We start from the raw sequence: 24,671 nt of genomic DNA on the forward strand, positions 1-24,671 counted from the left end.
CAGCTGACCGCACCAGGAAGGATCTTCACCAGCAATGGCCGACGAGAACACCCCCGTCACCCCGGAAGAGGGCGGCGAACTCGCGATGCGTGTCGAGCCCGTCGGGCTCGAGACGGAGATGCAGCGCTCGTACCTCGACTACGCGATGTCCGTCATCGTCTCCCGCGCGCTGCCGGACGTCCGGGACGGTCTCAAGCCCGTCCACCGCCGTGTGCTGTACGCGATGTACGACGGCGGTTACCGCCCCGAGCGCGGCTTCTACAAGTGCGCCCGCGTCGTCGGCGACGTCATGGGCAACTACCACCCGCACGGCGACTCCTCCATCTACGACGCCCTGGTGCGCCTCGCCCAGCCGTGGTCGATGCGGATGCCGCTGGTGGACTCCAACGGCAACTTCGGCTCCCCGGGCAACGACCCGGCGGCGGCCATGCGGTACACCGAGTGCAAGATGGCGCCGCTGTCGATGGAGATGGTCCGCGACATCGACGAGGAGACCGTCGACTTCACGGACAACTACGACGGCCGCTCCCAGGAGCCGACGGTCCTGCCAGCCCGCTTCCCGAACCTGCTGATCAACGGCTCGGCCGGCATCGCGGTCGGCATGGCGACCAACATCCCGCCGCACAACCTGCGCGAGGTCGCGGCCGGCGCCCAGTGGTACCTGGAGAACCCCGAGGTCTCCCACGAGGAGCTGCTGGACGCGCTCATGGAGCGCATCAAGGGCCCGGACTTCCCGACCGGCGCCCTGGTCGTGGGCCGCAAGGGCATCGAGGAGGCGTACCGCACCGGGCGCGGCTCCATCACGATGCGCGCGGTGGTCGAGGTCGAGGAGATCCAGGGCCGCCAGTGCCTGGTGGTCACCGAGCTGCCGTACCAGGTGAACCCGGACAACCTGGCGCAGAAGATCGCCGACCTGGTGAAGGACGGCAAGATCGGCGGCATCGCGGACGTCCGCGACGAGACGTCGTCCCGTACGGGCCAGCGCCTGGTGATCGTGCTCAAGCGCGACGCGGTCGCCAAGGTGGTCCTGAACAACCTGTACAAGCACACCGACCTGCAGACCAACTTCGGCGCCAACATGCTGGCGCTGGTGGACGGCGTGCCGCGCACCCTCTCGCTGGACGCGTTCATCCGGCACTGGGTGACGCACCAGATCGAGGTCATCGTCCGCCGGACCAAGTTCCGGCTGCGCAAGGCCGAGGAGCGGGCGCACATCCTGCGCGGCCTGCTGAAGGCGCTGGACGCCATCGACGAGGTCATCGCGCTGATCCGGCGCAGCGACACCGTCGAGATCGCGCGCGGCGGCCTGATGGACCTGCTGGAGATCGACGAGATCCAGGCCAACGCGATCCTGGAGATGCAGCTGCGGCGCCTGGCGGCCCTGGAGCGGCAGAAGATCGTCCAGGAGCACGACGAGCTCCAGGCGAAGATCAACGAGTACAACCAGATCCTGGCCTCGCCGGTCCGCCAGCGCGGGATCGTCAGCGAGGAGCTGGCCGCGATCGTCGAGAAGTACGGCGACGACCGCCAGACCAAGCTGATCCCGTACGAGGGCGACATGTCCATCGAGGACCTGATCGCCGAGGAGGACATCGTCGTCACCGTCACGCGCGGCGGCTACGTCAAGCGGACGAAGACGGACGACTACCGGGCGCAGAAGCGCGGCGGCAAGGGCGTGCGCGGCGCGAAGCTGAAGGAAGACGACATCGTCGACCACTTCTTCGTCTCCACGACGCACCACTGGCTGCTGTTCTTCACGAACAAGGGCCGGGTGTACCGGGCGAAGGCGTACGAACTGCCCGAGGCCGGCCGGGACGCGCGCGGCCAGCACGTGGCGAACCTGCTGGCCTTCCAGCCGGACGAGGCGATCGCGGAGATCCTGGCGATCCGGGACTACGAGGCGGCGCCGTACCTGGTCCTGGCGACCAAGTCCGGTCTGGTCAAGAAGACGCCACTGAAGGATTACGATTCGCCCCGCTCCGGCGGTGTCATCGCGATCAACCTGCGCGAGCGGGAGGACGGCGGCGACGACGAGCTGATCGGTGCCGAGCTGGTCTCCGCCGCGGACGATCTGCTGCTGATCAGCAAGAAGGCGCAGTCGATCCGGTTCACCGCGTCGGACGAGTCCCTTCGCCCGATGGGCCGCGCCACCTCCGGCGTCAAGGGGATGAGTTTCCGCGAGGGCGACGAGCTTCTCTCGATGAATGTCGTCCGACCCGGTACGTTCGTGTTCACTGCCACCGACGGTGGGTACGCGAAGCGGACCGCCGTCGACGAGTACCGCGTCCAGGGCCGCGGCGGCCTCGGCATCAAGGCCGCCAAGATCGTGGAAGACCGCGGTTCGCTCGTCGGCGCGCTGATTGTCGAGGAGCACGACGAGATCCTCGCGATCACCCTCTCCGGCGGTGTGATTCGTACGCGAGTCAGCGAGGTCAGGGAGACGGGCCGTGACACCATGGGCGTCCAACTGATCAACCTGGGCAAGCGCGATGCCGTGGTCGGCATCGCACGTAACGCCGAGGCCGGGCGCGAGGCGGAGGAAGTCGACGGCGACGTGGCCGTGGACGAGACCGCCGAGGATGCCGCGACCACCGGCACGGACGAGGGTGAGGCACCCTCGGCCGAGTAGCACGAGGAGTGAGTCATCGTGAGCGGAGCCACGGGCGCCGGATCGGCCGGTACCTCCACGGGTACGGAAACGGACGGCGGCGGCCGTGGCTCCGCCGCGCGTACGGCAAGTGCGAGCGACCCGCACACGACGAACCTGAAGCCGGTGAAGGGCTCCGAGGCGGACCTTTCCCGTACGTCTGCATCCCAGGGGGGAACGGTGACGGACACCCGAGGCCCGGCCGCGTCCGGCGAGACACGGGCGGCGTCGCCGCTGCCCGGCGAGCGGCACTCCGAGCAGCCCGCCGGCCCGTACCACCCGCCGCAGGCCTATCCGGCGCAGGGCGCGACGCGCAAGCCGCGCACGGGCCTGCGGCCGACGGCGCCGCGCACCCGCAAGGCCCGGCTGCGGGTGGCCAAGGCCGACCCGTGGTCGGTGATGAAGGTCAGCTTCCTGCTGTCCATCGCGTTCGGCATCTGCACGATCGTCGCCTCGGCGGTGCTGTGGATGGTCATGGACGCGATGGGCGTGTTCTCGACGGTCGGCGGCACGATCTCGGAGGCGACCGGCTCCAACGAGGCCAACGGCTTCGACCTCCAGGCGTTCCTGTCCCTCCCGCACGTCCTGACGTTCACGTCGGTCATCGCGGTCATCGACGTCGTCCTGGCGACCGCGCTGGCGACGCTCGGCGCGTTCATCTACAACCTCTCCGCGGGCTTCGTGGGCGGCATCGAGCTGACCCTCGCGGAGGACGAGTGACACGCCGGCCAGCGCTGTCCTGACGGTCCCCCGCCAACCGATTTTGGGACTGACGGTGTCGTGCGCTAATCTTCAGGAGTCAGCGCGCGGGACACACACCGCAGAGCGCGGCGGGGCTATAGCTCAGTTGGTTAGAGCGCATCCCTGATAAGGATGAGGCCACAGGTTCAAATCCTGTTAGCCCCACCAGCGAGAAGACCCCCGGTCCGATGGGCCGGGGGTCTTCTGGCATCCATCCTTGACACCAACAGCGGCGATCAGCCGATGAGCGGGTCCTCCAGCAGTTCGGCGAGCATCGCGGCCGGGGACTGGGCATGGGGCAGCGCCCTCGCCCACCGGGTCGTCGTCCACGACACCGACCAGGGCCGGACCGGCATCAGACGAGCCCTGCCGCGGGCCGAGTCCTGCACGGCTGATCTCAAAACCGGCCAGTCGTGCCAAGATGCTCAGATGGAGTCTCGATCTGTTGATCAGTTCATCTATATCGGAACTGCTGTTCGATATTTAGTCGATGTTCGAGAAGGGTGGAATGCCAAGAACAAGGGGGGCGTTCTCGTGAATTATCACAACCTCCTGAAGTGGCTGGAAGAAAACCGGATGCATGTCAGTCATCGGGCGGCGCGGTTGTACCTGGGGAAGGTGATGCGGTCCCTTGAGCGGTCGCCTGAAGGTGACCCGATACCTGAGGGAGGTTCCAGGCTAATTTCGAAGGACGAGGCGAGTGAAATCAAGGACGGTGCCAGTAAACTTCGCGACACCATGCTCGTGGAGACTAAGGGGTTCGAGTCGTTCGTGGTCACGGACAAAAGGTATCCGGTGGCTACCTTGCTCGACAGGCCTAGCGATCTCATGGCCCCTGGCGTCTACGATGCGCTGCCCGTGATCGCGCAGCACGACTTCAAGGAGGCGGGGCGCTGTATTGCTTTCGAGCTTCCCACTGCCGCGGCCTTCCATCTGATGAGGGGGACCGAAGATGTCTTGAAGTACTTCTATTGTAAAATTGTCAGGCAGAAGCGTGCCGCTCTGATGTGGGGCCCCATGGTCAAGTCCTTGAGGGAAAGGAAGCGTAACGCCCCGCCGTCTGTCCTTCTGAATAATCTGGACAATCTTCGAGTTGAGTTCAGAAATCCGACTCAGCACCCCGAAAAGGTTTACGACATTCATGAAGTGCAAGACCTCTTGAGTCTCAGCATCGATGTCGTGAACCGCATGATGAAGCATCTGGGTGAAGCGTGATGTGGTTGGTCGTGTGACCATGGCGCATCTCGTGGCCGGTCAGCGCGCCCGCCTGACACCAACAGCCCCGGACGGGAAAGACCCGACCGCTGGCGACGGGGGATGCACCAGCGATCGGGCTATGGCCAAGGGTAACAAGGTTGGCGGTTGCGTGGGGCCAAGTCCAGGGGAAATCAGGCAGGTTGGCCGATCATCGACCGCACGGAGGGTCGTAGGAGAGGCGGGACAGGTACTCCTGCCAGCGCTGCTTCGTCAGGACGCCCCGGGTGACCGAACAGATGTGGCGGATCGCCGTGCCGGCGTCCAGGCTCCACAGGCGGACCGTGTCGGTGCCGCTGGAGACGCCGAGGACGTGACTGTTGGGGCTGAAGGAGAGGAAGTGGCCGGTCTTGGCGTTGGGGCTCATGGACTGGCCGATCGGGGTCGCCCTGGCGGGGTCGGCGACGTTCCACAGGCGGACCGTGTTGTCGTTGCCGCCGCTGGCCAGGGTGTTGCCGACGGTGCTGAACGTCAGGGAGGTCACCGCCTCGGTGTGGCCGGTGAGGGGCCGGCCGAGCGGCTCGGCGCGGGCCGGGTCGGTGACGTTCCACAGGCGGACGGTGTCGTCGTCGCTGCCGCTGGCAAGGGTGTCCCCGTCCGCGCTGTAGGCGAGCGCGTTCACGGGGCCCGAGTGCTCGGTCAGCGGGGAGCCCACAGGGGTGACGTGCGCGGGGTCGGTGACGTCCCACAGCCGGATCTCGCTGTCCGCGCTGCCGCTGGCCAGGGTGTGCCCGTCGGGACTGAACGTCAGCGCGTTGACGTAGCCGCGGTGGCCGGTGAGCGGCCGGCCGAGCGGTACGGCGTGCGCGGGGTCGGTGACGTTCCACAACTGGACGGTGCGGTCGTCGTAGGCGGTGGCCAGGGTGTGCCCGTCCGGGCTGTAGGCCAGCGCGTCCGGTCCCATGAAGCGGGTCCGCAGGGCCAGCGGGGGGCCCGCGGCGACCGGGTGGGCGGGGTCGGAGACGTTCCACAGGTGCACCGTGCGCACCCCGGTGAGGACGGCCAGGACGCGGCCGTCGGGTGAGAACACCATGGAGCGCTGGTCGCCGTCGGCCCGCATGAACGGCCTGCCCAGCGGCACGGGCCGGCCGGGCCGCGTCACGTCCCACAGCCGCAGGCGGCCGTCCCGGGCGGCGGTGGCCAGTACCCGGCCGTCCTGCCGGAACGCCCCGCTCCGGCCGACCATGTCGGAGGTCGGAACCGACCACAGCCGCACCTTGCCGTCCCCGCTGCCGGTCGCGAGGGTACGGCCGTCCGGGCGGAACCCCAGGGCGTACATCTCCCCGCTGCTGCCCGCGAGCGGCTCGCCGACCTGGGACGGGCTCGCCGGGTCGGAGACGTTCCACAGGCTCGCCGTGCTGTCGGCGCTCGCGGCGGCCAGCCGGCCCCCGTCGGGGCTGAACGCCACCGACCAGATCGGCCCGGTGTGCCCGGTCAGCGGGGAGCCGAGCGCCGCCGCGCGGCGGGGCAGGCGGACGTTCCACAGCCGGATGGTGTCGTCCGCGCTGCCGCTGGCCAGGGTGGAGCCGTCGGGGCTGAAGGCCACCGAGTGCACCAGGTCCGTGTGCCCGCGCAGGGGCTCCAGCGGGACGGGCCGGCGCGGGTCGGCCACGTTCCACAGGCGGATCGACTTGTCGTCACCGCCGCTGGCGAGGGTGCGCCCGTCCGGGGCGAAGGCCACGCAGCGCACCGCGGCCGAGTGCCCGCGCAGCGTGGTCAGCGGCGCGGGCCGGCGCGGGTCGGTCACGTCCCACAGCCGTACGGTGCGGTCCTCGCCGGCCGTGGCGAGGGTGCGGCCGTCCGGGCTGAACGCCACCAGGTAGATCGTGCCGCGGTGGCCGGTGAGCGGCCGGCCGAGCGGTACGGCGTGCGCGGGGTCGCCGACGTTCCACAGCCGGACCGTGCCGTCGTCGCCCGCGCTGGCCAGGGTGCGGCCGTCCGGGCTGAACACGGCGCTGCTCACCCAGCTGGCGTGGCCGGTCAGCGGTCTGCCGAGCGGGGCCGGGCGGTGCGGGTCGGCGACGTTCCACAGCCGGACCGTGCGGTCGTAGCTGGCCGTGGCGAGGGTGCGGCCGTCCGGGCTGAAGGAGGTGAGGTAGACCGCGCCGGTGTGGCCGGACAGCGGGGTGGCCAGCGGCGCGTTCACGATCGACAGCAGGCGGCTGTACGTGCCCTCGTCCCCGGGGCGCAGCTGGTGCGCGACCAGGTCGAGCTGGGCGGCCAGCGACGGATCGGTGTGCTGGACCCGGTCGGCCTCGGCGAGGACCTGCGCGAACACGGCGTCGTCGCGCTGCTTCCAGGCGATCACGGCCGAACCGGCGGCCAGTACGGCCAGCACCACCAGCGCGGCCACCGCGGCCCGGCTCAGCCACACCGTCCGCTTGCGCAGCCGCACCGAGGCGGCCAGGAACTCCATCGCGCTGCGGGTCAGATAGGTGTCCCCGGCCGACCGGGCCCAGCTGCGGGCCTGTTCCAGCCGCGATCCCCGGTACAGCAGCGAGCTGTCCCGGCCCGAGCCCTCCCAGGCCCGGCCGTCCTCCTCCAGCCGCTGGCGCAGCAGATGATCGCCCCGGCCCTCGTCGATCCAGTGCCGCAGCCGGGGCCAGGCGTGCAGCAGCGCCTCGTGGGTGATCTCCACGGTGTCCGCGTCCAGCGTCACCAGCCGGGCCCGCACCAGGGCCTCCAGCGACTCCTCCGTCTTGCCGGGGTCCGCCGACTCCTCGGCCAGCTGCCGCCGGGTGCCGCGCCGCCGGGTGGCCTGGGTGTCCTCGCCCAGCCGGACCAGCCGCAGCAGCAGCAGCCGGGCGGCGGTGCGGGCCGCCGGGTCCAGCCCGGACCAGGCCCGTTCGGCGGTCGCCGCCACCGCGCCCTGGATGCCGCCCGCCGCGCGGTAGCCGGCCAGCGTCAGCTTCCCGGCCTTGCGGCGCTGCCAGGTGGCCAGCAGGGCGTGCGACAGCAGCGGGAGCACGCCCGCGTCGTGCGCCCCGCGCGGGCCGTCGGCGCTCACCTCGCGGACGATCAGCTCGGTGAGCCCCGGCTCCAGTTCCAGGCCCACCGCCTTGGCCGGCCCGGTCACCGCCTCGCGCAGCTCGGAGCTGGTCAGCGGGCCGAGCACCATGTGCCGGTGCTGGAGGGCGTCGGCCAGGTCCGGGTAGCCGAGGCACTGCTCGTAGAAGTCGGCCCGTATGCCGAGGACGACCCGGACGGGCGCGGGCCCGGCGGAGCCGGCCGGCGGGGTGCAGGCGGCGTGCAGGAACTGGATGAAGGTGCGCCGGTCCGCCTCGTCGGCGCAGAGGGTGAACGCCTCCTCGAACTGGTCCACGATGACCACCGGCCGGGTGTCCGGGGCCGCCGCCCGGCGCGCCCAGGCGGTGACCGCCGCCCGCACGGCCCGGGTGATGTGCGGGGCGTCGCTGCCCGGCAGCGCCGGGTTCCGTGCCGCCTCCCGTTCGGCCCGGCGTGCCTCGGCGGCGACGGGAGCCAGCTCGGGGATCCGGCGGACCAGCTCGCCCAGCGGATCGGCGCCGGGGACGAGCTGGAGGACGGGGTCGGGGGATGCCGCGGGCTCGGCGGGGGGTTCGGGGGACTCGCCGGCCGCCGGTGCGGTCCCTGTGCCCGGTGTGCCCGGCGCCGCGGGGTCCGTGCCGTCGTCGAGGGCGCCGCCGCGGAGGGCGGGGACGAGGCCGGCGTTGAGCAGCGAGGACTTTCCCGCTCCCGAGGCGCCGACCAGCATGACCAGGCCGCCCGACCGCTCGGCCGCGCGGAGCTGGCCGACGAGGGCCTTGGTGCTGCGCTCACGGCCGAAGAACCAGCGGGCGTCCTCCCGCCGGTACGGGGCCAGGCCCCGGTAGGGGCACACGCCCCCGGCGACCGGCGGGGCCTGGGCCGGTGGCCGCCGGTTCTCCTCCGCGGGCGGCGCGGCCCGGTCGCCGGCCGGACCGGCCACGGCCAGCTCCCACAGCCGCTGCCAGTGGGCGAGGTCGTACAGGCCGGCCGAGACCGGGGTGGGACGCAGCCGCCGGGCCTCCGGGATCAGGATGTGGAGGACGGCCGCGAGGGCGGTGAACTGGGCCGGTACGTTCCGGGCCCGCCGCCAGTCGCTGATCCGCTGCGCGGACACCCGCACGGGCCGGCCGCGCTCGTCGACCCGCTGGAGCCGGACGACCGCCTGGGAGACGCTCTTGAGGGGAGGATTTCCGGCCTCCTTGTAGAGCAGCGCGAGCCGCTCGGCGAAGGCTGTGCGTGCCCCTGAGTCGGAACTCAAGGTTCCACCCCTTACTTCCCCCGCGTGTCGGACGTCCGGACCGGAAAACTCACCCTATACGTCTGACCTGCGGTTAAGGGGGGGATCGAGGTCCGGAACCTCCCCCTCGGTGACGACAAATGGCAGGATCCGAACCCGGTAGCGGACTCGTCACACACCGTCCGGACAGGCCACCGGCTCAGTGCTCGGAAAGACAGCCCATGGCGCCGAACGTTCTCGGTCAATTTCGGCCACCCTGTGCCGCGCCCGGCGGATGAGTCCGCCGGGACCCCGGAAACCGTCCTCGCACTTCGACCCGCGCCGCGCCGACATGGCGTGGGTCGACGTTCCCGCACCGTTCGGCACCGGTCCCCGCGAGGGGAGGGACCGGTGCCGGGCGGGCGGGAAGCGGAACCGGACGCTCCCTGTGCCGCGGCTCGGCCGGATGCGCCCACCGGGCACCGGACGTGTGCGCCTTCGAGGACGGCTGCGGCGCCGTACGCCGTGAGGGCGCCGGGCCGTCGGGGACGCGCGGACACGGGCGGCGATCGCGGAGGACGCACTGAGCACGCGCGCTCAGGAGGGTTGAGTACGCGACAGGATCGCCGGGTGCGGGTCGGCCCGCTGGGATGGGGACATGAACACCGCCCCGCAGCCCGCCGCAGCCCGCACTGTCACCGGATGGTCCGTCGCCGGCCTCGTCCTGCTCGTGCCGACCGTCGTCGTCGCTTGGATCGCCGTACTCGCCACCTACCGCGGCAGCCGCTGCCTGACCTACGGCGAACAGTGCTCGACGGTCCCGGGCGAGGCTCTCTACGGTTGCTTCTGGGTCGCTCTCGCGGCCGGTCTCCTGGCACTGATGTGGCCCCGAGCCCGGTGGACGGGCGCCAGGACCGGGGTCGTACTCCTGCAGTGGGGTGCTCAGCTCACGCTGGGCGCGCTGATCCTCAGCGGCGCGTGATGCCGGCCCTCCGCAGGCCACGCCGCCAGAGAGGCCACCTGCCGCAGCGGACAGGCCGGCGGGTCCGGGGAGCGGGGTGCCGGTCCGGCGCCGGGGCAGTACGGGCCGTCACGCGGACGCGGGAGGCGGGGGCGCCGTCGGCGGGCAGGTCCAGCCGAGGGCGGCGAGCGCGCGGGCGCGGGCCTCGGCGACCGTCGTACGGGCCGCCCGCTCGGCGGGGTCCACATGGGCCGCCTGGCCCGTGACCTGTCCGTCCCACTTGCGGTACAGCAGCCCGGCCCGCGCCGAGAACCAGCCGCGGCTCACCGCGTCCAGCGCCAGCAGCAGCCCAGTGTCCTCGGAGGCCGGCAGCGCCATCCAGCCGCCCAGCGCGAGCAGCAGTTCCCGGCGCACGCACAGGGTCGCCGGGTGGACCGGCAGGCGGAAGTCGTTCCGCTTCCAGTGGCCGAGGACGGTGCCGCGTTCCAGCGGGCCCTCGTCGGGGTCGCCCGGGAAGCCGGCCGTGGAGCCGTCGGGCAGCAGGTCCAGCACGCGCGAGGTCGTCCAGCCGACCGCGGGATGCGCCTCCAGCACGGCCAGGTCGCGGGCGAGCGTGCCCGGGGTGAGCTGGTCGTCGGCGTCCAGCACCTTGACGTAGGCCCCCCGGGCGCGGGACAGCGCGATCGTCCGGGCCACGCCGGGGCCGCCCGGCCGCCCCTGACGGAAGGACACCCGCGCGTCGTCCGGGAGGTACGGGCGGACCTCGTCCGTCGTACCGTCCTCCTGTACGACCCACTCCCACTCCCACCCGGCGGGCAACTGCTGTGCGCACAGCGATGCGTACGCGTCCGGCAGGAACCGGGCGGACGGGCCGTGGACAGCGGTGACTACGGTGACGCGCCGGCTCACGGCAGCGCTCACCACCTTTCCGTGCGGTCGGGGCGTGTGTCGCTGCCAGCATGGCGCACGGCGGGCCCGGCCATCCGGCGGGCCCCGCGGCGGCGCGGGAGCCGCGGGCACCCGGCAGGCCCCGGAACAGCGCGAGACCCCCGGCCGGGGCGGCCGGGGGTCTTCCGTGTCGACTGGTGCGTACGCAAGTCGCCTTGTCGTCGAGACGTTGCGGTACTGCGTGCGGGGCGGGGGCTCAGCAGTCGAGCGCGGCCGGGGCGTGGTCGGGGCTCTGCGCCTGGGCCTCGGCCCGCGTCCGGGGCCGGGTCTGCTTCTGGAGTTCCGTCTCGCTCTGCTGGGTCTCGTCCGTCGGCCGGTGCCGGCAACTGGGGGACTTGCCGTGGGCCTCGGCCCGGATCCGCTGCTTCATCGTGGGGGGCAGGGCCCTGGCGTGGGACCAGGCCCAGTGGCGGGGCGCCGGGATCGTCGGGAGCGTGCGGTGCGCGGTGCCGGTGCTCGGGCTCTCGGTCCGGGGTCCGGCCGGAGCGGCGGCGGCGGTGGCGGCGCCGGCGGAGACGAGTCCGAGCGCCGTGCACAGCGCGAGGAAGGCGGTGACGATGGCGGTCCACAGCTTCATGACCTTGGTCCGGGTCATGGTCCCCTCACTTTCGGGTCGGGCGATTTGCGTACTTTGTTCATGATGTGTATGAGGGTCGCGATGTGGTGGACCGACGCCCGTGGCGCGTCGATGTTCCGATGAACACCACTCGGATGGACGCAAGAGCGGAGAAAAGCCTCTAAAAGCTGATGAAGGCGAGCGGAAGGGGAGCAAGGTAACGGACTGTGGGTGCGCGGTCACGCTCCGGCCGCTACGGGGTCCGGCCCGGCGACTGCGCCCTCGGGGGCGGGAGTTGGGCGCCGACGCAGGTCACCGACCGATATCGGGCGGTGTGTATAGTCGGGCGCCAGAGGTCCCCTACGTCAAGGAAAGACGAGGTCGCGCGGTGAAGAAGCTGCTCCTGGTCGCACTGGCCGCCATCGGCGGGCTCCTCGTGTACCGCCAGATCCAGGCGGATCGCGCCGAGCAGGACCTGTGGACGGAGGCGACTGACTCCGTGCCCACGGGTTCGTGAGCCCCCCTGCCGAAGCCGATACCGAATCTGTACAGACCCCGGTCGCCCGAGCGGCCGGGGTTCTGCGTTCTCCGGGGACGTTCCGGGTTGCGGGAAGCCGCGGGGCGGGGTAGCCGGGGCGGGGCGCGGTGCCGCGGGGGCCGGACGTTTCGGACGGGTGACCGCGTTGCCCGGATGGCGCAGGGCCGGCCGGGGCAGGATGGAGCCCGCGGCGCGGTGCGGTGATCCGACGAGTGGGGGTGGGCGCGTGCCGGGGCGAGGGGGTACGGCGTGGCGGCGGACGGGTGCCGCCCGGTGGGCGGCGGTCGTGCCGGCGGTGCTGTGGGCGGTCCTCGGTCTGCCGGCCGGCGCACGGGCCGGGGGACCGCCGGCCGGGGAGTCGTCGGCCTGGGGGTCGTCGGCCTGGGGGTCGTCGGCCGGGGGGTCGTACGGCTTCACGCCCGGCGCCCGCGCCGTCGCGGGCGCGCCGGACACCGCGGGCGCCGTCCCGCTGGACGCCCGCCACACCTACCGCAGCTCCCTCCCCCGGAACGGCAGGCTCTACTACCGCCTCCGGCTCACCGCCGCGGACACCGCCTACGTCCCCGTCACCGCCGTACCGCCCTCCGGCGCCGCCGTCGCCGCCACCGACGGCATCCGTGTCTCGCTCCGGAACGCGAGCGGCACCTCCTGCTCCTACGCCTCCGCCCGCTTCGGCGCCGGGATCAGCCCGCGCCCGGTCACGGCCCTGGGCCAGCGGGAGACCGGCAAGGCGCTGTGCCAGGGCGGGGGCACGTACTACCTGCTCGTCGAACGTCTCGACACCGGGCGCCCGGGCGCGACGGCGGGGACGGACGGGGCGTGGGAGCTGGAGATCGCGCCCGTCACGGAACCGGGACTGGTCCGGGCCGGCTCCACCACCCCCCCGCGCACCTGGGACTCCGCCACCCCCGAGCCCCCCGCGGGCCCGCCCCGTGAACGCCCCGGCGGCACCGGCTTCGCGACCGCGCGCCCCCTGGGCCAGGGCGTCTGGCGGACGGCGCTCGCACCCGGCGAGACCCGGTTCTACAAGGTTCCGGTGGACTGGGGCCGGCGGCTGCACGCCTCCGCCGAGCTGGGCGGCGCCGAGGGCCACGGCTACGTCGGCGGTGCCCTGACCCTCTCCCTCTACAATCCCGTCCGCGGTGCCGTCGACGACGCCTCGGCCGGTTACACCGGCACCGCCAGGCCCACCGCCCTCGCCCCGCTGCCGCCGGTGGAGTACGCCAACCGGTACGCCGTCCCGGCGAGGGTGACCTCCGTACGGTTCGCCGGGGACTACTACCTCGCCGTGCACCTCAGCACCCGGCTGGCCGAGCCGTTCGGGCGGGGGCCGTACGAGGTGACCCTGCGGGTGCGGCTCGACGGGCGGGCGCACGCGGGCCCCGCCTACGACGGCGGGCCGGTGCCGGCGGACGTCTTCACGATCACCGCCGCGGACCGTGCCGCCGCGCTGGCCGGGGGCTTCGGGAACGCGGCCGGCGGGGCCGCGCGGGAGGAGCCGGACGGTGCCGGGGACGGGACGATGCTGCTGGTCGCCGTCGGCGGGATCGGCTCGGGGACCGCGTTGCTGCTGGTCCTCGGCGGCTGGACGGTGGCGGCCCGGCGGGCGCACGCGCGGACCCGGTGACGGCCCGCCGGAGCCGCGAGAGGGCCGGCCGGCGACCCCTCGCGGTGGGGCCGGGTCTCAGAGCCGGGTGAAGGCCCAGATCCCGACGGCGTAACAGACGAGCGCCAGCAGCAGCATCGGGACCACGGCCTTCGCCGGCGGACCCGGGCGCCGGGGCGCCCGGCGCGCCCGGTGGCGGCGGCCGGCCGGGGGTGACGGTGCCGACTGGGGCGGGACGGTGGGCGCGGGGTGCGCGGCGCGGGCGGTGTAGGCGGCGGTGGTGGTGTCGACGGGCGGTGCCGGCAGGGGGTCCGGCAGCGGCCCGGGCACCTGGAGCGGGGACGGGGGTAAGGGTGCCGGCGGAAGGGGACGAGGGTCCGGAGTCGGGGTCGGGGGCTGCTCGGGCGGGGGCAGCCGGAAGCTCCCGGTGTCCGACAGGGAGCCGGTGGGGGAGGCGGAGGCACCGGAAACCGGGTCCGCGCTCGCGCCCGTACCGGTGGGCGTGCCCTCCTCCGGGGCTTGCCCGGCGCCCGGTGCCGGCTCGCCGTCCGGCACCGGGTCCAACGCCACGCCGGGGGCCTTGCGGAGGGGGCCGGCGGGGGCGAAACCGGGGGGCAGCGGGCCGAGTTGGTCGAAGATCTCGATGAGTTCGTCGTCGACGCCGGGTTCGGGAAGGAGTTCCGCGGCGGCGGCGAGCGCCTTGCGCGCCCCCGTGGCCGTACGGAAACGGTCCGCGGGATCGGGCTGGAGGAGGGAGGCGACGACCTGCCAGAGCGGTTCCGGGATGCCCTTGGGCGGGCCGGGCGTGCCGTGCTCCTCGAAGTACCGCACCAGTTCCCTGGCGTCCGGCTTGGCGCCCTCCAGGAGGTAGAGGGCGACCAGGCCGACCGCGAACAGGTCGGCCGGGAAGCCGGGTTCGGCGCCCAGCAGCTGTTCGGGGGCGAGGTAACCGGGCGTCCCCACCACGAGGTTGGTCTCCGTCAGGCGGGGCTCGCCGAGCCGCATGGCGATGCCGAAGTCGGACAGCCTCAGCCGGGGACGGCCGGTGCCGGTGGCCTCCAGGAGCACGTTGGCGGGCTTGATGTCCCGGTGGACGACGCCCTCGGCGTGGACGGCGGCGAGCCCGGACAGCAGCTGGTCGAGCAGGGTGCACACGAAGGCGGGCGGAAGGGGGCCGTAGTCGTTGACGAGGTGGACCAGGGAGCCGCCGGTGACCAGGTCCATGGTGAACAGCACCTTGTCGTCGTCGGCGGCCCAGCTGGCCGGTGCGACGACGTGCGGATGGTCGATGCGCAGCCCCTGCTCCCGGACGAAGCGGAGCAGGGAGTGGGCGTCGCGCTGCTGGAGGACCTTGGCGGCCACGTAACGCCGCCGGCGGTGGTCCCAGGCCCGCCACACCGCGCCCACGCCACCGCGTCCGATCGGGTCGGCCAGCTCGTACCGGCCGGCGAAGACCTCACCCATGGCAGCCGCGCTCCTCCTCCTGGCCCGCTGTGCGCCCCGCTGGTGAACCCTGTGGCCCGCGTGCCCCGTGCCCCGGCCGGTCCCCCCCCGGTGAACCGGCCGGGGATCAGCTCTGGTGGGACTGGTAGTGCGCGACGGCGTCGGCCGTGCGGCCGGCGCCGTAGACGCGGAGGAACTCGGCGAGTTCGGGGTGGCTCGGCGCGAGGGCGTCGGCGGCGTCGATGATGTCCCCGGCGGCGGCCACCGAGCGGAGCAGCGACTGGATCTCCCGGACCACGCGCTTGACCGTGGGCGCGCCCGAGCTGCTGGTGGTGTGGGTGGTGTTGCTGAGCACGGAGCCCCCTTGCGACTTCTTGATCTCCTCCATGCGCTCGGTCGCCTCGGCGGCGCTGACGCTGCCGTCCGCGACCTGGGAGGCCAACTCCTGCAGCAACTGGACGCGCTGGACGACGGCGGGATTGCCGATCTTGGCGCGCTGGCCGCTCATCAACTGGGACAGCATGGGGGCGGACAGGCCGAGGACCGCCGCGAGCCGCGCCTGGTTCAGCCCGAGATCGTCGATGAGCTTACGGAAAAGCGCCCCCAGCGGCTCCCCGTACCAGTTCCGCTGGAGCTCCCGCGCTCTGGCGGTGGCTTCCTGCTGTGCGGCGTCCATTGCGTCTCCCCATCGCTTCCCCTGAAAACCGCGGTTCGCTGTAGCGAACCACGTCGAGCATCTTACGGAGAGTGGTCATCCGCGGGGACCCCCAATCTTTTTGCGGGATACGGGGGGTGACCCGGTACTCTGGTCTGCGGCACCGCCGGAGCACGACCCGTCCGGCCGGCCGCCGCCTTCCCGGGGCCTTAGCTCAGTTGGTAGAGCGCCGTCTTTGCATGGCGGATGTCAGGGGTTCGACTCCCCTAGGCTCCACCCCGGATGCACCCCTCTGACCTGCGGAAACGCGGTCAGGGGGGTGTTCTTGTCCCGTCTGTCGCGGCAGGCGTTCGTACACGGTCACCCTGCGGCCGCGGTGCTGCAGGTCGGTCACCGGTGTGAAGTGCTTCTTCAGCACGGCGGCCTTCGTCCTGTCCGGTTCGGCCGTCACCGCCCGGGCGACCTGATCCGCGTCCGTCACCAGCAGGATCCGTCGCTGGGCGAGCATCGCGACGCGTATCCGGTCCGGGCTCGCCTCGGTGCCCTTGAGGTTCCCGGACTCTTCCGGGCTCCGCACAAGGGCGATGTCCCGGAGGCCGGCGAAGGCGTGCGGGGAGACGATCGCGGTGTCCCGGCGGTCCGCCGGGAGGAAGATCACCGCGCTCCCGGTCTCCTTCATCCGCTGGACGTCCGACGCGATCGCCAGTACGTCGTCCACCCTGCTGGCCGGGGAACGCTTGGCCAGCGACTGCGGCAGCAGCGCCACCGTCCCCGCCGCGAGAACGGCGGGGAGCAGCCACTTCGACGCCCCCGGCGCCCGGCGCCCGGCCGTCTGTACCGCGGTGCCGATGGCGGTGCCGATGAGCAGCGCCAGGCCGAGCATGCTGAAGAGGACGTACCGGTCCAGGAACAGCGGCCGGTACAGGGACAGCGCGGCGAGGCCGGTCTGCGGCACCGCCAGCAGCGGCAGCCCGACGGACGCGGCCGACAGCCGGCCGGTCCGGGGCCGGTCCAGCAGGGCGCAGGCGCCGCCGGCCGCCAGCAGGACGGCGGGCCCGATCATCATGTGCCAGGACAGCGGCGGGATCCACGCCACCTGCGCGGACTGGCCGCGGCTGAAGAGGACCAACGGCAGCGCACCGGCCGTGGCGGTGGTGGCGGCCGTCAGCCAGCGGGCCCACACTCCGCGTCCGGCCCGGGTCCACAGCAGGGTCACCAGGTGCGCCGGCAGCAGCATGAGGGACAGCCAGTTCAGCAGGGCGCTCACCAGGACGGTACCGCCGTACGCGGCCCAGCACGCCGTCCGGGCGGGCTCCCGGAGCACGGTGACGAGGAGCAGGGTGGAGATCCCGGCGCCGGCCGCGACCAGGGCGTACGGCCGGCCCTCCTGGAGGTGGAACTGGACGGCCGGCAGCAGCCCGAACGCCATCCCGCCCACCAGACCCGCCCGGGCCCCGGCCAGCCGGTGGCCCGTGACCGCCACGCAGGCCGCCGCCACCGCCATGGCGAGTACCGAGGGCAGCCGCAGTGTCGTGGTGCCGGGGCCGAAGCACTCGAACAGCACGTGCATCAGCAGGTAGTAGAGCCCGTGGACGGCGTCGATGTTTCCCAGCATGTGCCAGATCCCGGCCGGGGAGCGCTGGGCCGCCTGCCAGGTCGCGGCCTCGTCCCGCCACAGACTGTGCTGCCGGGACAAGCCCCACAGGCCGAGCGCCACGGTCCACAGGACCGGGACGAGCCAGACGGGCACGCGCCGGGGGAAGGGCCCCGGCCGGCGGTCGGTCGACATGAAGGGGGACTCCCGGGGTGGCCGCGGCGTGCAGAGAGCTGGTCGTCCTCTAGGACGGGGGGAAAGCGCCTTCGGTCACATGTCCGGGGCCGGCGGTCAGGTGCGGACCACCGGGGCCTGGAGTTCCGTCACCCAGTCGTCGCGGTTCTCCGGGCACTCCAGGCCGACCTCACGCGGGTGACCCGTCGCGCGGTACCCGTGTGCCTCGGTCCAGTGGGCCAGGGCCTGCTCCGTGGGCAGGACGGTGTCCATGGAACCGCGGTGCACGATGGTCGCCGCCCGGGCGAGGGGCGGCAGGTCCAGGACGCGGACGGTGCCGTCCTGGAGCGGGGCGCGGACCTGGACGGCGGCGTGGACGGTGATCCGGCCGCCGCCCTCCGGGGCGTCCTCGTAGGAGGCGATGCCGGGGCCCGTCGGGGCGATGCCCGCGGCGCGCAGGCGGCGGAACAGTTCGTCGTAGAGGGGGCCGATGACGGGACCGATGTCCTCGGGCCGGTAACTCGCGGCGGTCGCGGTCAGCTCCGCCACCCGGACGCTGGGAACGCTCTTGAGGACGACGTCGTTCGTGGGCATGTGCCCCTCGCTCTCGATGGCTCGGAGCCTCGCCTCGACCTGGACCAGCCGGGCCTCCGTGGCGGCCATGGCGGCCTCCAGCTCGGCCCGCCGCAGCCGCAGCATGCCGCGCAGTTCCCCGGCACCGACCTTCTCGTCCACGATGTCCCGCACCTGCCGGAGCGTGAACCCGAGGTCCTTGAGCGCGATGATCCGGTTGAGGCGCGCGAGTTGGGCGGCGGTGTAGTGGCGGTAGCCGCTGGCGGGGTCGACGTGGGCCGGGCGCAGCAGGCCGGTCGCGTCGTAGTGACGCAGCATCCGGACCGAGACGCGGCCGTGCCGGGCGAAGTCTCCGATGGTGAACATGACGTCTCCGAGTCGACCGCCTGACACGGTGTGAGGGTCAAGGAGGGGCGGGGCCGGTGGCAGGGGCACCGGCCGGCACCTATGATCACCCGACCATGGACGAACTCGGCAGGGACGAACTCCTGTCCGCCGCCGTGCGGTTGCGGGAGCAGGGGGAACCGGGACGCGCGCGGTCGCGGCTGCTGGAGCTGGGCGAGCGGTACCCGGACGACCCCGAGGTGGCCTATCAGACCGCCTGGGCCCATGACGTGCTCGGCATGGAGGCCGAGGCCGTTCCCTTCTACGAGCGCTGTCTGCGCGGGACCGGGCTGTCGGCTGAGGACCGGCGCGGGGCCCTGCTGGGGCTCGGCAGCACCTACCGTGTCCTGGGCCGGTACCCGGAGGCGGTCGCCACGCTGCGCCGGGGCGTGGCGGAGTTCCCCGACGACGGTGCCCTGCGGACCTTCCTCGCCATGGCGCTGTACAACACCGGCCGGCACGAGGAGGCCATGCGCCTGACGCTCACCCTGCTGGCCACGAGCAGCGAGGACCCCGGGGTACGGCGGTACCGGCGGGCCATCGAGGAGTACGCGCGCGATCTGGACGCCACCCTCTGACGGCAGCGGGTCACCGGCGGACGCCCTCCAGTGCCGGGGCCGCCTCGCGCAGGGCCTGTTCGGGGGTCAGACCGCTGCCGTGGCCGAAGGACCGGGTGAAGGCCGCGTCGCCCAGGACGGCGCGGGCCGCCCGTTCGATGCGGTCCACGTCGGTGCGCTCGGCCGGGGGCAGCGGCGCGCCCACGCTGCGCCGGGCCGCGTCCGCCGCGCCGAGCAGCAGGGCCGCGCAGGCCGCCGCGGACTCGGTGCCGCGCAGGGCCGCCGCGCCGGCCAGGCCCTCCAGGGACAGCGCGAGCGCCCGCGGCTCGTCTATCGCGCGGGCCACGTCCAGGCCGCGCAGATGGTGGGCCGCCGCCAGGTCGGCGTCGCCGCGCAGTTCGGCGACGAAGCCCAGTTCGGCGAGCAGCAGATGGTCGCCCGCCTGCGAGGACACATCGGCGTAGCCCTCGCGCAGCCGCCGCAGGTGCGCCTCGGCGGCGTCCAGGTCGCCGGAGCGGCGGGCGCCGAGCGCGAGGCCCATCCCGGCGTGGATCTCGCCGTACTTGTAGCCCTGCTCGGCGGCGCTGCGCAGGGCCTGTTCGTGCAGATCGCGGGCGCGGTCCCAGTCGTGGGCCAGCAGCGCGAGCCGGCCCAGGCCGGACAGCCGGGCCGACACCTCGGCCGCGAGGCCCAGTTCGCGGGCCATCCGCAGCCCCTCGTACTGGCGGTTCACGGCCTCCTCGTACTCGCCCTTGATCTCCGCGAGCGCCGCCAGCGGTGACACGGTCTGGAGTTCGCCCCAGCGGTCGCCCAGTTCGCTGAAGAGCGCCGCGCTGCGCCGGCCGTCGCGGCCCAGCCCGGCGAGGTCGCCGCGGACCAGCGCGAGCGTGGCCCGCAGGCCGAGCGCGGCGGCGGTGCCCCACTGGTCGCCCGCGGTGGTGAACAGCGTCAGCGCCCGGTCGTTCAGCTCCCCGCTGTCGGCCACCGCGCCCGCGCTGAACAGGCCGTACGCGCACAGCCACAGCGACCGGGCATGCCGTACCGGGTCGGGCACGGCGGTGTCGTCGGGCCCGGCGGTGTCGTCGGCCCCGGCACCCCCGCCGGCGAGGGCGGTGGCCGGGTCGCGGTCACCGGTGAGCAGGGCGAACGCGGTGTGCAGCAGGGCGAGTTCGCCGTGGCCGGCGGACGGAGCGGTGTCCAGGACCGCGCGCAGGCTGCGGCGGGCCTGGGCGAGCCGGCCGCGCAGCAGCCACCACCAGGCCAGCGCCGTGGCCAGCCGTGCCGCCTGGTCCGGGTCGCCCGCGGCGGCCCGGCGCACGGCCTCGTCCAGGGCCGCGCGGAGGTTGCCGGACTCGGCGTCGAGCCGGGCGAGCCAGGACCGCTGGCCGGGGCCGCGCAGCTCGGGCTCGGCGCGCTCGGCCAGCGCGAGGTAGTGGCGCAGATGCCGGTCGCGTACGGCGGCGAGGTCCTCCATCTCGTGCAACCGCTCGGTGGCGTACGCGGCGACGGACTCCAGGAGCCGGTAGCGCGGCCCGGCCGGCCCGGCCACGACCACCACCAGGGACCGGTCGACCAGCCGGGTGACCAGGTCGGGCACCTCGGGGCCGGCCACGCCGTCGCCCGCGCACACCGCCTCGGCCGCCCGGAGGTCGCAGCCGTCACTGAACGCGGCCAGCCGGCGCAGCACGATGCGCTCGGGCGCGCTGAGCAGCTCCCAGCTCCAGTCGATCACCGCGCGCAGGGTCTGCTGGCGCTCTGGTGCGCCGCGCCGCCCGGAGGTCAGCAGCTGGAACCGGTCGCCGAGCCGGGCCGCCAGCTCGCGTACGCCCAGCGCGCGGACCCGGGTCGCGGCCAGTTCCAGGGCGAGCGGGATGCCGTCCAGGCGGCGGCAGATCTCCGTGACGGCGGCCCGGTCCGCGTCGTCGCAGGCGTCCGGGGCGAGGGAGAAGCCGGGGGCCGCGGCGGCGGCGCGCTGGGTGAACAGCCGTACCGCGTCGTCGGTGGGCAGCGGCTCGACCAGGAACACCTCCTCGCCCGGCAGGCCCAGCGGCTCCTGGCTGGTGGCGAGCACGCGCAGCCCGGGCGCGGTGCGCAGGAGCAGGGTGGCCAGCTCGGCGGCGGCGTCGACCACGTGCTCGCAGTTGTCCAGGACGAGCAGGGTGCGGCGGTCGCGCAGGACGGCGGCCAGGTGGTGCGCGGGGGAGCGGGTGCCGGTGCCGGAGACCGGTACGGCGGAGGGCGCGTGGTCGCTGATGCCGAGGGAGGCGGCGACGACCTGGGCGAGGTCGGCGGCCGCCCCGCCGCGGACGCCGGAGAACTCCACGAACCAGGCGCCGTCGGGCAGTTCGGCGGCGGACGGCCCGCCGACCAGGGCGTCGGCGGCCGCCACCGCCAGCCGTGTCTTGCCCACGCCGCCGGGGCCGGTGAGGGTCACCAGGCGGGTGGCGCGCAGGAGGGCCGCGACCCCGTCGAGCGCGTCGCGGCGGCCGATGAGGGGGGTGAGGGACGCGGGCAGGTTGGACGGGGCGGGGGCGGGGGGTGCCGTGGCCTCCGGCGGTGCGGCGGGTGCCCCGGACCGGCCGGGGCCGGCGTCCGTGGGGCGGGGCGCGGCCGTCAGCGCGGGGTCCTGGCGGAGCACCGCCTGGTGCAGCGCGGCGAGTTCGGGGCTCGGCTCGACCCCCAGTTCGGCCACGAGCCGGGCGCGCAGGTCCTCGTAGGCCGCGAGGGCCTCGCTCTGCCGGCCCGCCGCGTACAGCGCGCGCATCTGGAGGGCGCGCAGGCGTTCGCGCAGCGGGTGCCGGGTCACCAGGTCGGCCAGTTCACCGGCGAGCAGCGCGTGTTCGCCGGCCGCCAGGCGGGCCTCGGCCTGTTCCTCCAGCACCGACAGCCGCTGGTCGGTCAGGCGCTGCGCCGCCGCGCGGACGAAGCCCTGGTCGGCGAAGTCGGCGTAGGCCGGCCCGCGCCACAGCCCGAGGGCCTCGGTGAGCAGCGCGGCCCGGTCCTGCGGGGACGCCGCGGAGCGGGCCCGGTCCACCAGGTCGCGGAAGCGTACGGCGTCCACCTCGTCGGTGTCGTCCAGCCGCAGCCGGTAGCCGGCCGGCTGGAGTTGCACCCGGTCCCGGCCCAGCACCCGGCGCAGCTGGGAGACCTTGGCCTGGAGGGCACCGGCGGGGCGGCCCGGCGGGCGATCGCCCCAGAGGTCGTCGATCAGGCGGTCCGCGGAGACCGGTCCGCCGTCGTGTGCGAGCAGGTCGGCGAGCAGCGCCCGGACCTTCGCCTCCGGAACCCTGACGGCCGCCCCCTCGTCGTCCCACACCGTCAGTGGGCCGAGCACCCCAAACCGCATGTGCGGCACTGTACGTCACGGCACCGATCCGACGGGGAGTCCACCGGGACCGACGCCGCCGGCCTGTGGATTCTTCCGGCACCGGCCGGCCGTGACCGGCGGCGGCGAGTCATAGGCCCTGGGCGTGAGCCGCCCGCCGGGGGTGCGCGATGGCCTCCGCTGCGGCGGACCGGCGTTCCCGGTGGTCTCCGGCAGGCCCGCGTTCCCGGTGGTCTCCGGCTGCCGGGTGTCGGCCAGGGGCTTGCGGAGCCTCACGTCCCGACAGCCACCGGATCGATCCCGGGCGCGCTCCGGCCGCCGGCCCGCTCGTCAGCGGTTTCGGCAGTCCGCCCGCCGTGGCCGTAAGCCCTTCGTCAGTCCGGCCCGGTGCCTCTGGGCCGGGCGTAAGCCGTTCGTCAGCCGGGGCCGTTCGCCCGTGAGGCGTCCGTAAGCCGTTCCGAAGGTTTTCCGAAGCGGGTGGGCGCAAGGTCGGTTCCACCGGGCCGTTGTGGCAGGTGCGGCGAAGGAAGAGGAAGCAGCATGACCAAGTACGCGGGCCGGACGGCCGTAGTCGTCGGGGAGGCCACCGCCATCGGGCTGGCCGTGGCCAAGCGTCTGGTGGAGGGCGGCGCCCACGTCGTGCTGACCGCCCGCACCACGGAGGAGCGGGACCGCCTGGGCGGGGAACTGGGCTCCGCCGCCAGGGTCGTCGCGCCCTCCGACGTGACCGCCTGCCTGGGGCCCGGCGGTGTCGTCGACCTGCTGTTCGCGGATGTCGTGGCCACCGCACGGCCGCTGCTGCCGCGCCTGCGGGACGGTGGCGCGGTCGTGCTGATGACCCCGGCGCCGTCCCCCGCCGCCGTGCACGCGCTGGCCGGCGAGCTGGTCTCCCGGGGCATCCGCGTCAACGCCGTGGCGCCGGGCTGTATCGAGGCGCCGGGCGGCGGGGTGCCCCTGCCGCCCCTGGGCCGCCTCGGCGCCGCCGAGGAGGTCGCCCGGGCCGCGCTCTTCCTGGCCACCGACGCCACCTTCACCACCGGGGCCCGGCTGCCGGTCGACGGAGGTCTGAGCCGGCCATGACGGCGTACCGGCGGACCCGGCCGACGCGCCCGGGGCCTCCCGGTCCCCCGGGCTCCCCGGCCCCACCCCGAGCGTTCACCCACCTCGTCCCCGAAACCCTGGAGCACATCCCATGAGCACCACACCCGATACCGCGGCCGGTTCGCCCGTGCGGACCGGCGCCGAGACGAGCCGGGCGGGCGCCGGCGAGCAGCAGAAGCTGCCCATGTTCGCCCTGCTGGCCCTCGCCACCGCCGTGTTCATCACGAGCCTCACCGAGACCCTGCCCGCCGGTCTGCTCCCGTCCATGAGCGACGACCTGAACGTGAGCGAGTCCGCGACCGGCCAGACGGTCACCATCTACGCCCTCGGCACCGCGCTGACCGCGATCCCGCTGACGGCGGCGACCGCCGGCTGGCACCGCAAGCGGCTGCTGCTGACCTCCATGGCCGGCTTCGCCGTCGCCAACACCGTCACCGCGCTGTCCTCCGTGTACGGGCTGACGATGGTGGCGCGCTTCGTCGCCGGTGTCGCGGCGGGCCTGGCCTGGGCGCTGCTCGCCGGGTACGCGCGCCGGCTGGCCCCGGTGCCGCTGCAGGGCCGGGCCATCGCGGTGGCGATGGCGGGCATCCCGGTCGCGCTCTCCCTCGGTGTGCCCGCCGGCACCTTCCTGGGCAAGGTGACCGACTGGCGCGTGGCGTTCCTCGCGATGACCGCGCTGACCGTCGTCCTGCTGGCGTGGATCGCCGCCGCCGTACCGGACTACCCGGGCCAGGAGCGCGGCGAGCGGCCGAAGATGCTGCACGCCCTGCGGGTCCCCGGTGTCGTGCCGGTGCTGTTCGTGACGCTGGTCTTCGTCCTGGCGCACACCATCATCTACGCCTACATCGCCACGTTCCTCGACGACCTCGGCATGGGCGGCAACACCGACCTGGTGCTGCTGGTGTTCGGCATCGCCTCGCTGGCCAGCATCTGGATCGTCGGCGCGCAGATCCACCACCGGCTGCGCGTGCTGACGATCGCCAGCTCGCTGCTGGTCGCGGTGGCCGCCGCGGTGCTGGCGGTGTTCGCGGACCAGACCGCGCTCGTCTACCTCGCGGCCGTGCTGTGGGGTCTGGGCTGGGGCGGGGTGCCGACCCTGCTGCAGACCGCGGCCGGTGACGCGGGCGGCGAGAAGGCGGCCGACGCGGCCCAGGCCATGCTGGTGACGCTGTGGAACGTGGCCATGGCGGGCGGCGGTGTCATCGGCGGTGTGCTGCTCGACCTGAGCGGCAGCGACTCGCTGCCGTGGAGCGTGCTGCTGCTGATGCTGCCGGTGATCGCCGTCATCGTGCTCGCCCGCGGCCACGGCTTCCCCGCCAAGCGCCCGGTGGCGTAGGCGCGGCGTACGGCGGCGGGGACGGTCACCTCCCCGCCGTGCCGCCGTACCCGCTG

The 24,671-nt window shown here is 73.7% G+C and carries 17 protein-coding genes, 2 tRNA genes and 1 pseudogene; 11 read left to right on the forward strand and 9 right to left on the reverse strand.

Translation table 11 applies throughout. The annotated features are described in order from the left end of the window. The first annotated feature begins 34 nt into the window (after positions 1–34). The 3 genes from gyrA (at position 35) to AB0E62_RS03670 (ending at position 3,556) form a co-directional block, all read left to right on the forward strand. Positions 35–2,629: a DNA gyrase subunit A gene (gene gyrA, locus AB0E62_RS03660; protein WP_362187463.1), complete on the forward strand. Its 2,595-nt coding sequence runs from the start codon at positions 35–37 to the stop codon at positions 2,627–2,629. A gap of 18 nt (positions 2,630–2,647) precedes the next feature. Further along, complete coding sequence (locus tag AB0E62_RS03665) at positions 2,648–3,367, forward strand: DUF3566 domain-containing protein (protein WP_362187466.1); 720 nt, start codon at positions 2,648–2,650, stop codon at positions 3,365–3,367. 112 nt (positions 3,368–3,479) lie between these two features. Further along, a tRNA-Ile gene (locus AB0E62_RS03670) sits at positions 3,480–3,556 on the forward strand. 68 nt (positions 3,557–3,624) lie between these two features. Here the strand turns inward: AB0E62_RS03670 and AB0E62_RS03675 are convergent. Further along, positions 3,625–3,777 (reverse strand): hypothetical protein, encoded by a 153-nt coding sequence (locus tag AB0E62_RS03675; RefSeq protein ID WP_362187469.1) that lies wholly within the window; start codon positions 3,775–3,777, stop codon positions 3,625–3,627. Between the two features lie 40 nt (positions 3,778–3,817). Between AB0E62_RS03675 and AB0E62_RS03680 the strand changes: the two genes are divergently transcribed. Continuing rightward, positions 3,818–4,603, forward strand: coding sequence for a hypothetical protein (locus tag AB0E62_RS03680; protein WP_362187472.1), 786 nt, complete (start codon positions 3,818–3,820; stop codon positions 4,601–4,603). Between the two features lie 190 nt (positions 4,604–4,793). Here the strand turns inward: AB0E62_RS03680 and AB0E62_RS03685 are convergent, their stop codons facing one another. Continuing rightward, entirely contained in the window at positions 4,794–8,906 is a 4,113-nt protein-coding gene (locus AB0E62_RS03685; RefSeq protein ID WP_362187475.1) for an AAA family ATPase, read from the reverse strand. 616 nt (positions 8,907–9,522) lie between these two features. On the opposite strand from AB0E62_RS03685, the gene AB0E62_RS03690 reads away from it, so the two are divergent. After that, positions 9,523–9,846 carry a hypothetical protein gene (locus AB0E62_RS03690; RefSeq protein ID WP_362187478.1) on the forward strand — a complete coding sequence of 108 codons (324 nt, stop codon included), beginning with the start codon at positions 9,523–9,525 and terminating at the stop codon, positions 9,844–9,846. A gap of 108 nt (positions 9,847–9,954) precedes the next feature. Here AB0E62_RS03690 and AB0E62_RS03695 read toward each other — a convergent pair whose 3' ends face one another. Further along, the gene (locus AB0E62_RS03695) at positions 9,955–10,746 is read right to left on the reverse strand and encodes a glycosyltransferase (RefSeq protein WP_362187481.1); all 792 of its coding nucleotides are present in this window, start codon (positions 10,744–10,746) and stop codon (positions 9,955–9,957) included. A gap of 223 nt (positions 10,747–10,969) precedes the next feature. Next, complete coding sequence (locus AB0E62_RS03700; RefSeq protein WP_362187484.1) at positions 10,970–11,368, reverse strand: DUF6344 domain-containing protein; 399 nt, start codon at positions 11,366–11,368, stop codon at positions 10,970–10,972. A 349-nt stretch (positions 11,369–11,717) separates the two neighbouring features. On the opposite strand from AB0E62_RS03700, the gene AB0E62_RS03705 reads away from it, so the two are divergent. Both AB0E62_RS03705 and AB0E62_RS03710 read left to right on the forward strand, forming a co-directional pair. After that, complete coding sequence (locus AB0E62_RS03705) at positions 11,718–11,846, forward strand: DLW-39 family protein (RefSeq protein WP_003999697.1); 129 nt, start codon at positions 11,718–11,720, stop codon at positions 11,844–11,846. Positions 11,847–12,093: 247 nt separating this feature from the next. Further along, positions 12,094–13,494 (forward strand): hypothetical protein, encoded by a 1,401-nt coding sequence (locus AB0E62_RS03710; RefSeq protein ID WP_362187487.1) that lies wholly within the window; start codon positions 12,094–12,096, stop codon positions 13,492–13,494. A gap of 57 nt (positions 13,495–13,551) precedes the next feature. On the opposite strand, the gene AB0E62_RS03715 is transcribed toward AB0E62_RS03710, so the two are convergent. Next, positions 13,552–14,937: a serine/threonine-protein kinase gene (locus AB0E62_RS03715; RefSeq protein ID WP_362187490.1), complete on the reverse strand. Its 1,386-nt coding sequence runs from the start codon at positions 14,935–14,937 to the stop codon at positions 13,552–13,554. Between the two features lie 106 nt (positions 14,938–15,043). Continuing rightward, positions 15,044–15,592, reverse strand: a complete 549-nt coding sequence (locus tag AB0E62_RS03720; RefSeq protein ID WP_362187492.1) for a DNA-binding protein — start codon at positions 15,590–15,592, stop codon at positions 15,044–15,046. Positions 15,593–15,774: 182 nt separating this feature from the next. Between AB0E62_RS03720 and AB0E62_RS03725 the strand changes: the two genes are divergently transcribed. After that, a tRNA-Ala gene (locus AB0E62_RS03725) sits at positions 15,775–15,847 on the forward strand. A 70-nt stretch (positions 15,848–15,917) separates the two neighbouring features. Here AB0E62_RS03725 and AB0E62_RS03730 read toward each other — a convergent pair. Together AB0E62_RS03730 and AB0E62_RS03735 are read right to left on the reverse strand one after the other, a co-directional pair. Beyond that, positions 15,918–17,360 (reverse strand): annotated as a pseudogene (locus AB0E62_RS03730) (glycosyltransferase family 39 protein); the annotation flags it as partial. 96 nt (positions 17,361–17,456) lie between these two features. Beyond that, positions 17,457–18,278: a MerR family transcriptional regulator gene (locus AB0E62_RS03735; RefSeq protein ID WP_362187495.1), complete on the reverse strand. Its 822-nt coding sequence runs from the start codon at positions 18,276–18,278 to the stop codon at positions 17,457–17,459. Positions 18,279–18,373: 95 nt separating this feature from the next. Between AB0E62_RS03735 and AB0E62_RS03740 the strand changes: the two genes are divergently transcribed. Next, positions 18,374–18,874 (forward strand): tetratricopeptide repeat protein, encoded by a 501-nt coding sequence (locus tag AB0E62_RS03740; protein WP_362188091.1) that lies wholly within the window; start codon positions 18,374–18,376, stop codon positions 18,872–18,874. A 10-nt stretch (positions 18,875–18,884) separates the two neighbouring features. Here AB0E62_RS03740 and AB0E62_RS03745 read toward each other — a convergent pair whose 3' ends face one another. Continuing rightward, positions 18,885–22,199, reverse strand: a complete 3,315-nt coding sequence (locus AB0E62_RS03745) for a BTAD domain-containing putative transcriptional regulator (RefSeq protein WP_362187498.1) — start codon at positions 22,197–22,199, stop codon at positions 18,885–18,887. Positions 22,200–22,718: 519 nt separating this feature from the next. Here AB0E62_RS03745 and AB0E62_RS03750 point away from each other — a divergent pair. Together AB0E62_RS03750 and AB0E62_RS03755 are read left to right on the forward strand one after the other, a co-directional pair. Then, positions 22,719–23,258, forward strand: a complete 540-nt coding sequence (locus AB0E62_RS03750; RefSeq protein WP_362187501.1) for an SDR family oxidoreductase — start codon at positions 22,719–22,721, stop codon at positions 23,256–23,258. A 112-nt stretch (positions 23,259–23,370) separates the two neighbouring features. Next, positions 23,371–24,615 carry an MFS transporter gene (locus AB0E62_RS03755; protein ID WP_362187504.1) on the forward strand — a complete coding sequence of 415 codons (1,245 nt, stop codon included), beginning with the start codon at positions 23,371–23,373 and terminating at the stop codon, positions 24,613–24,615. The last annotated feature ends 56 nt before the right edge of the window (positions 24,616–24,671 follow it).

The organism is Streptomyces sp. NPDC038707 (assembly GCF_040636485.1).
GTDB lineage: Bacteria > Actinomycetota > Actinomycetes > Streptomycetales > Streptomycetaceae > Streptomyces.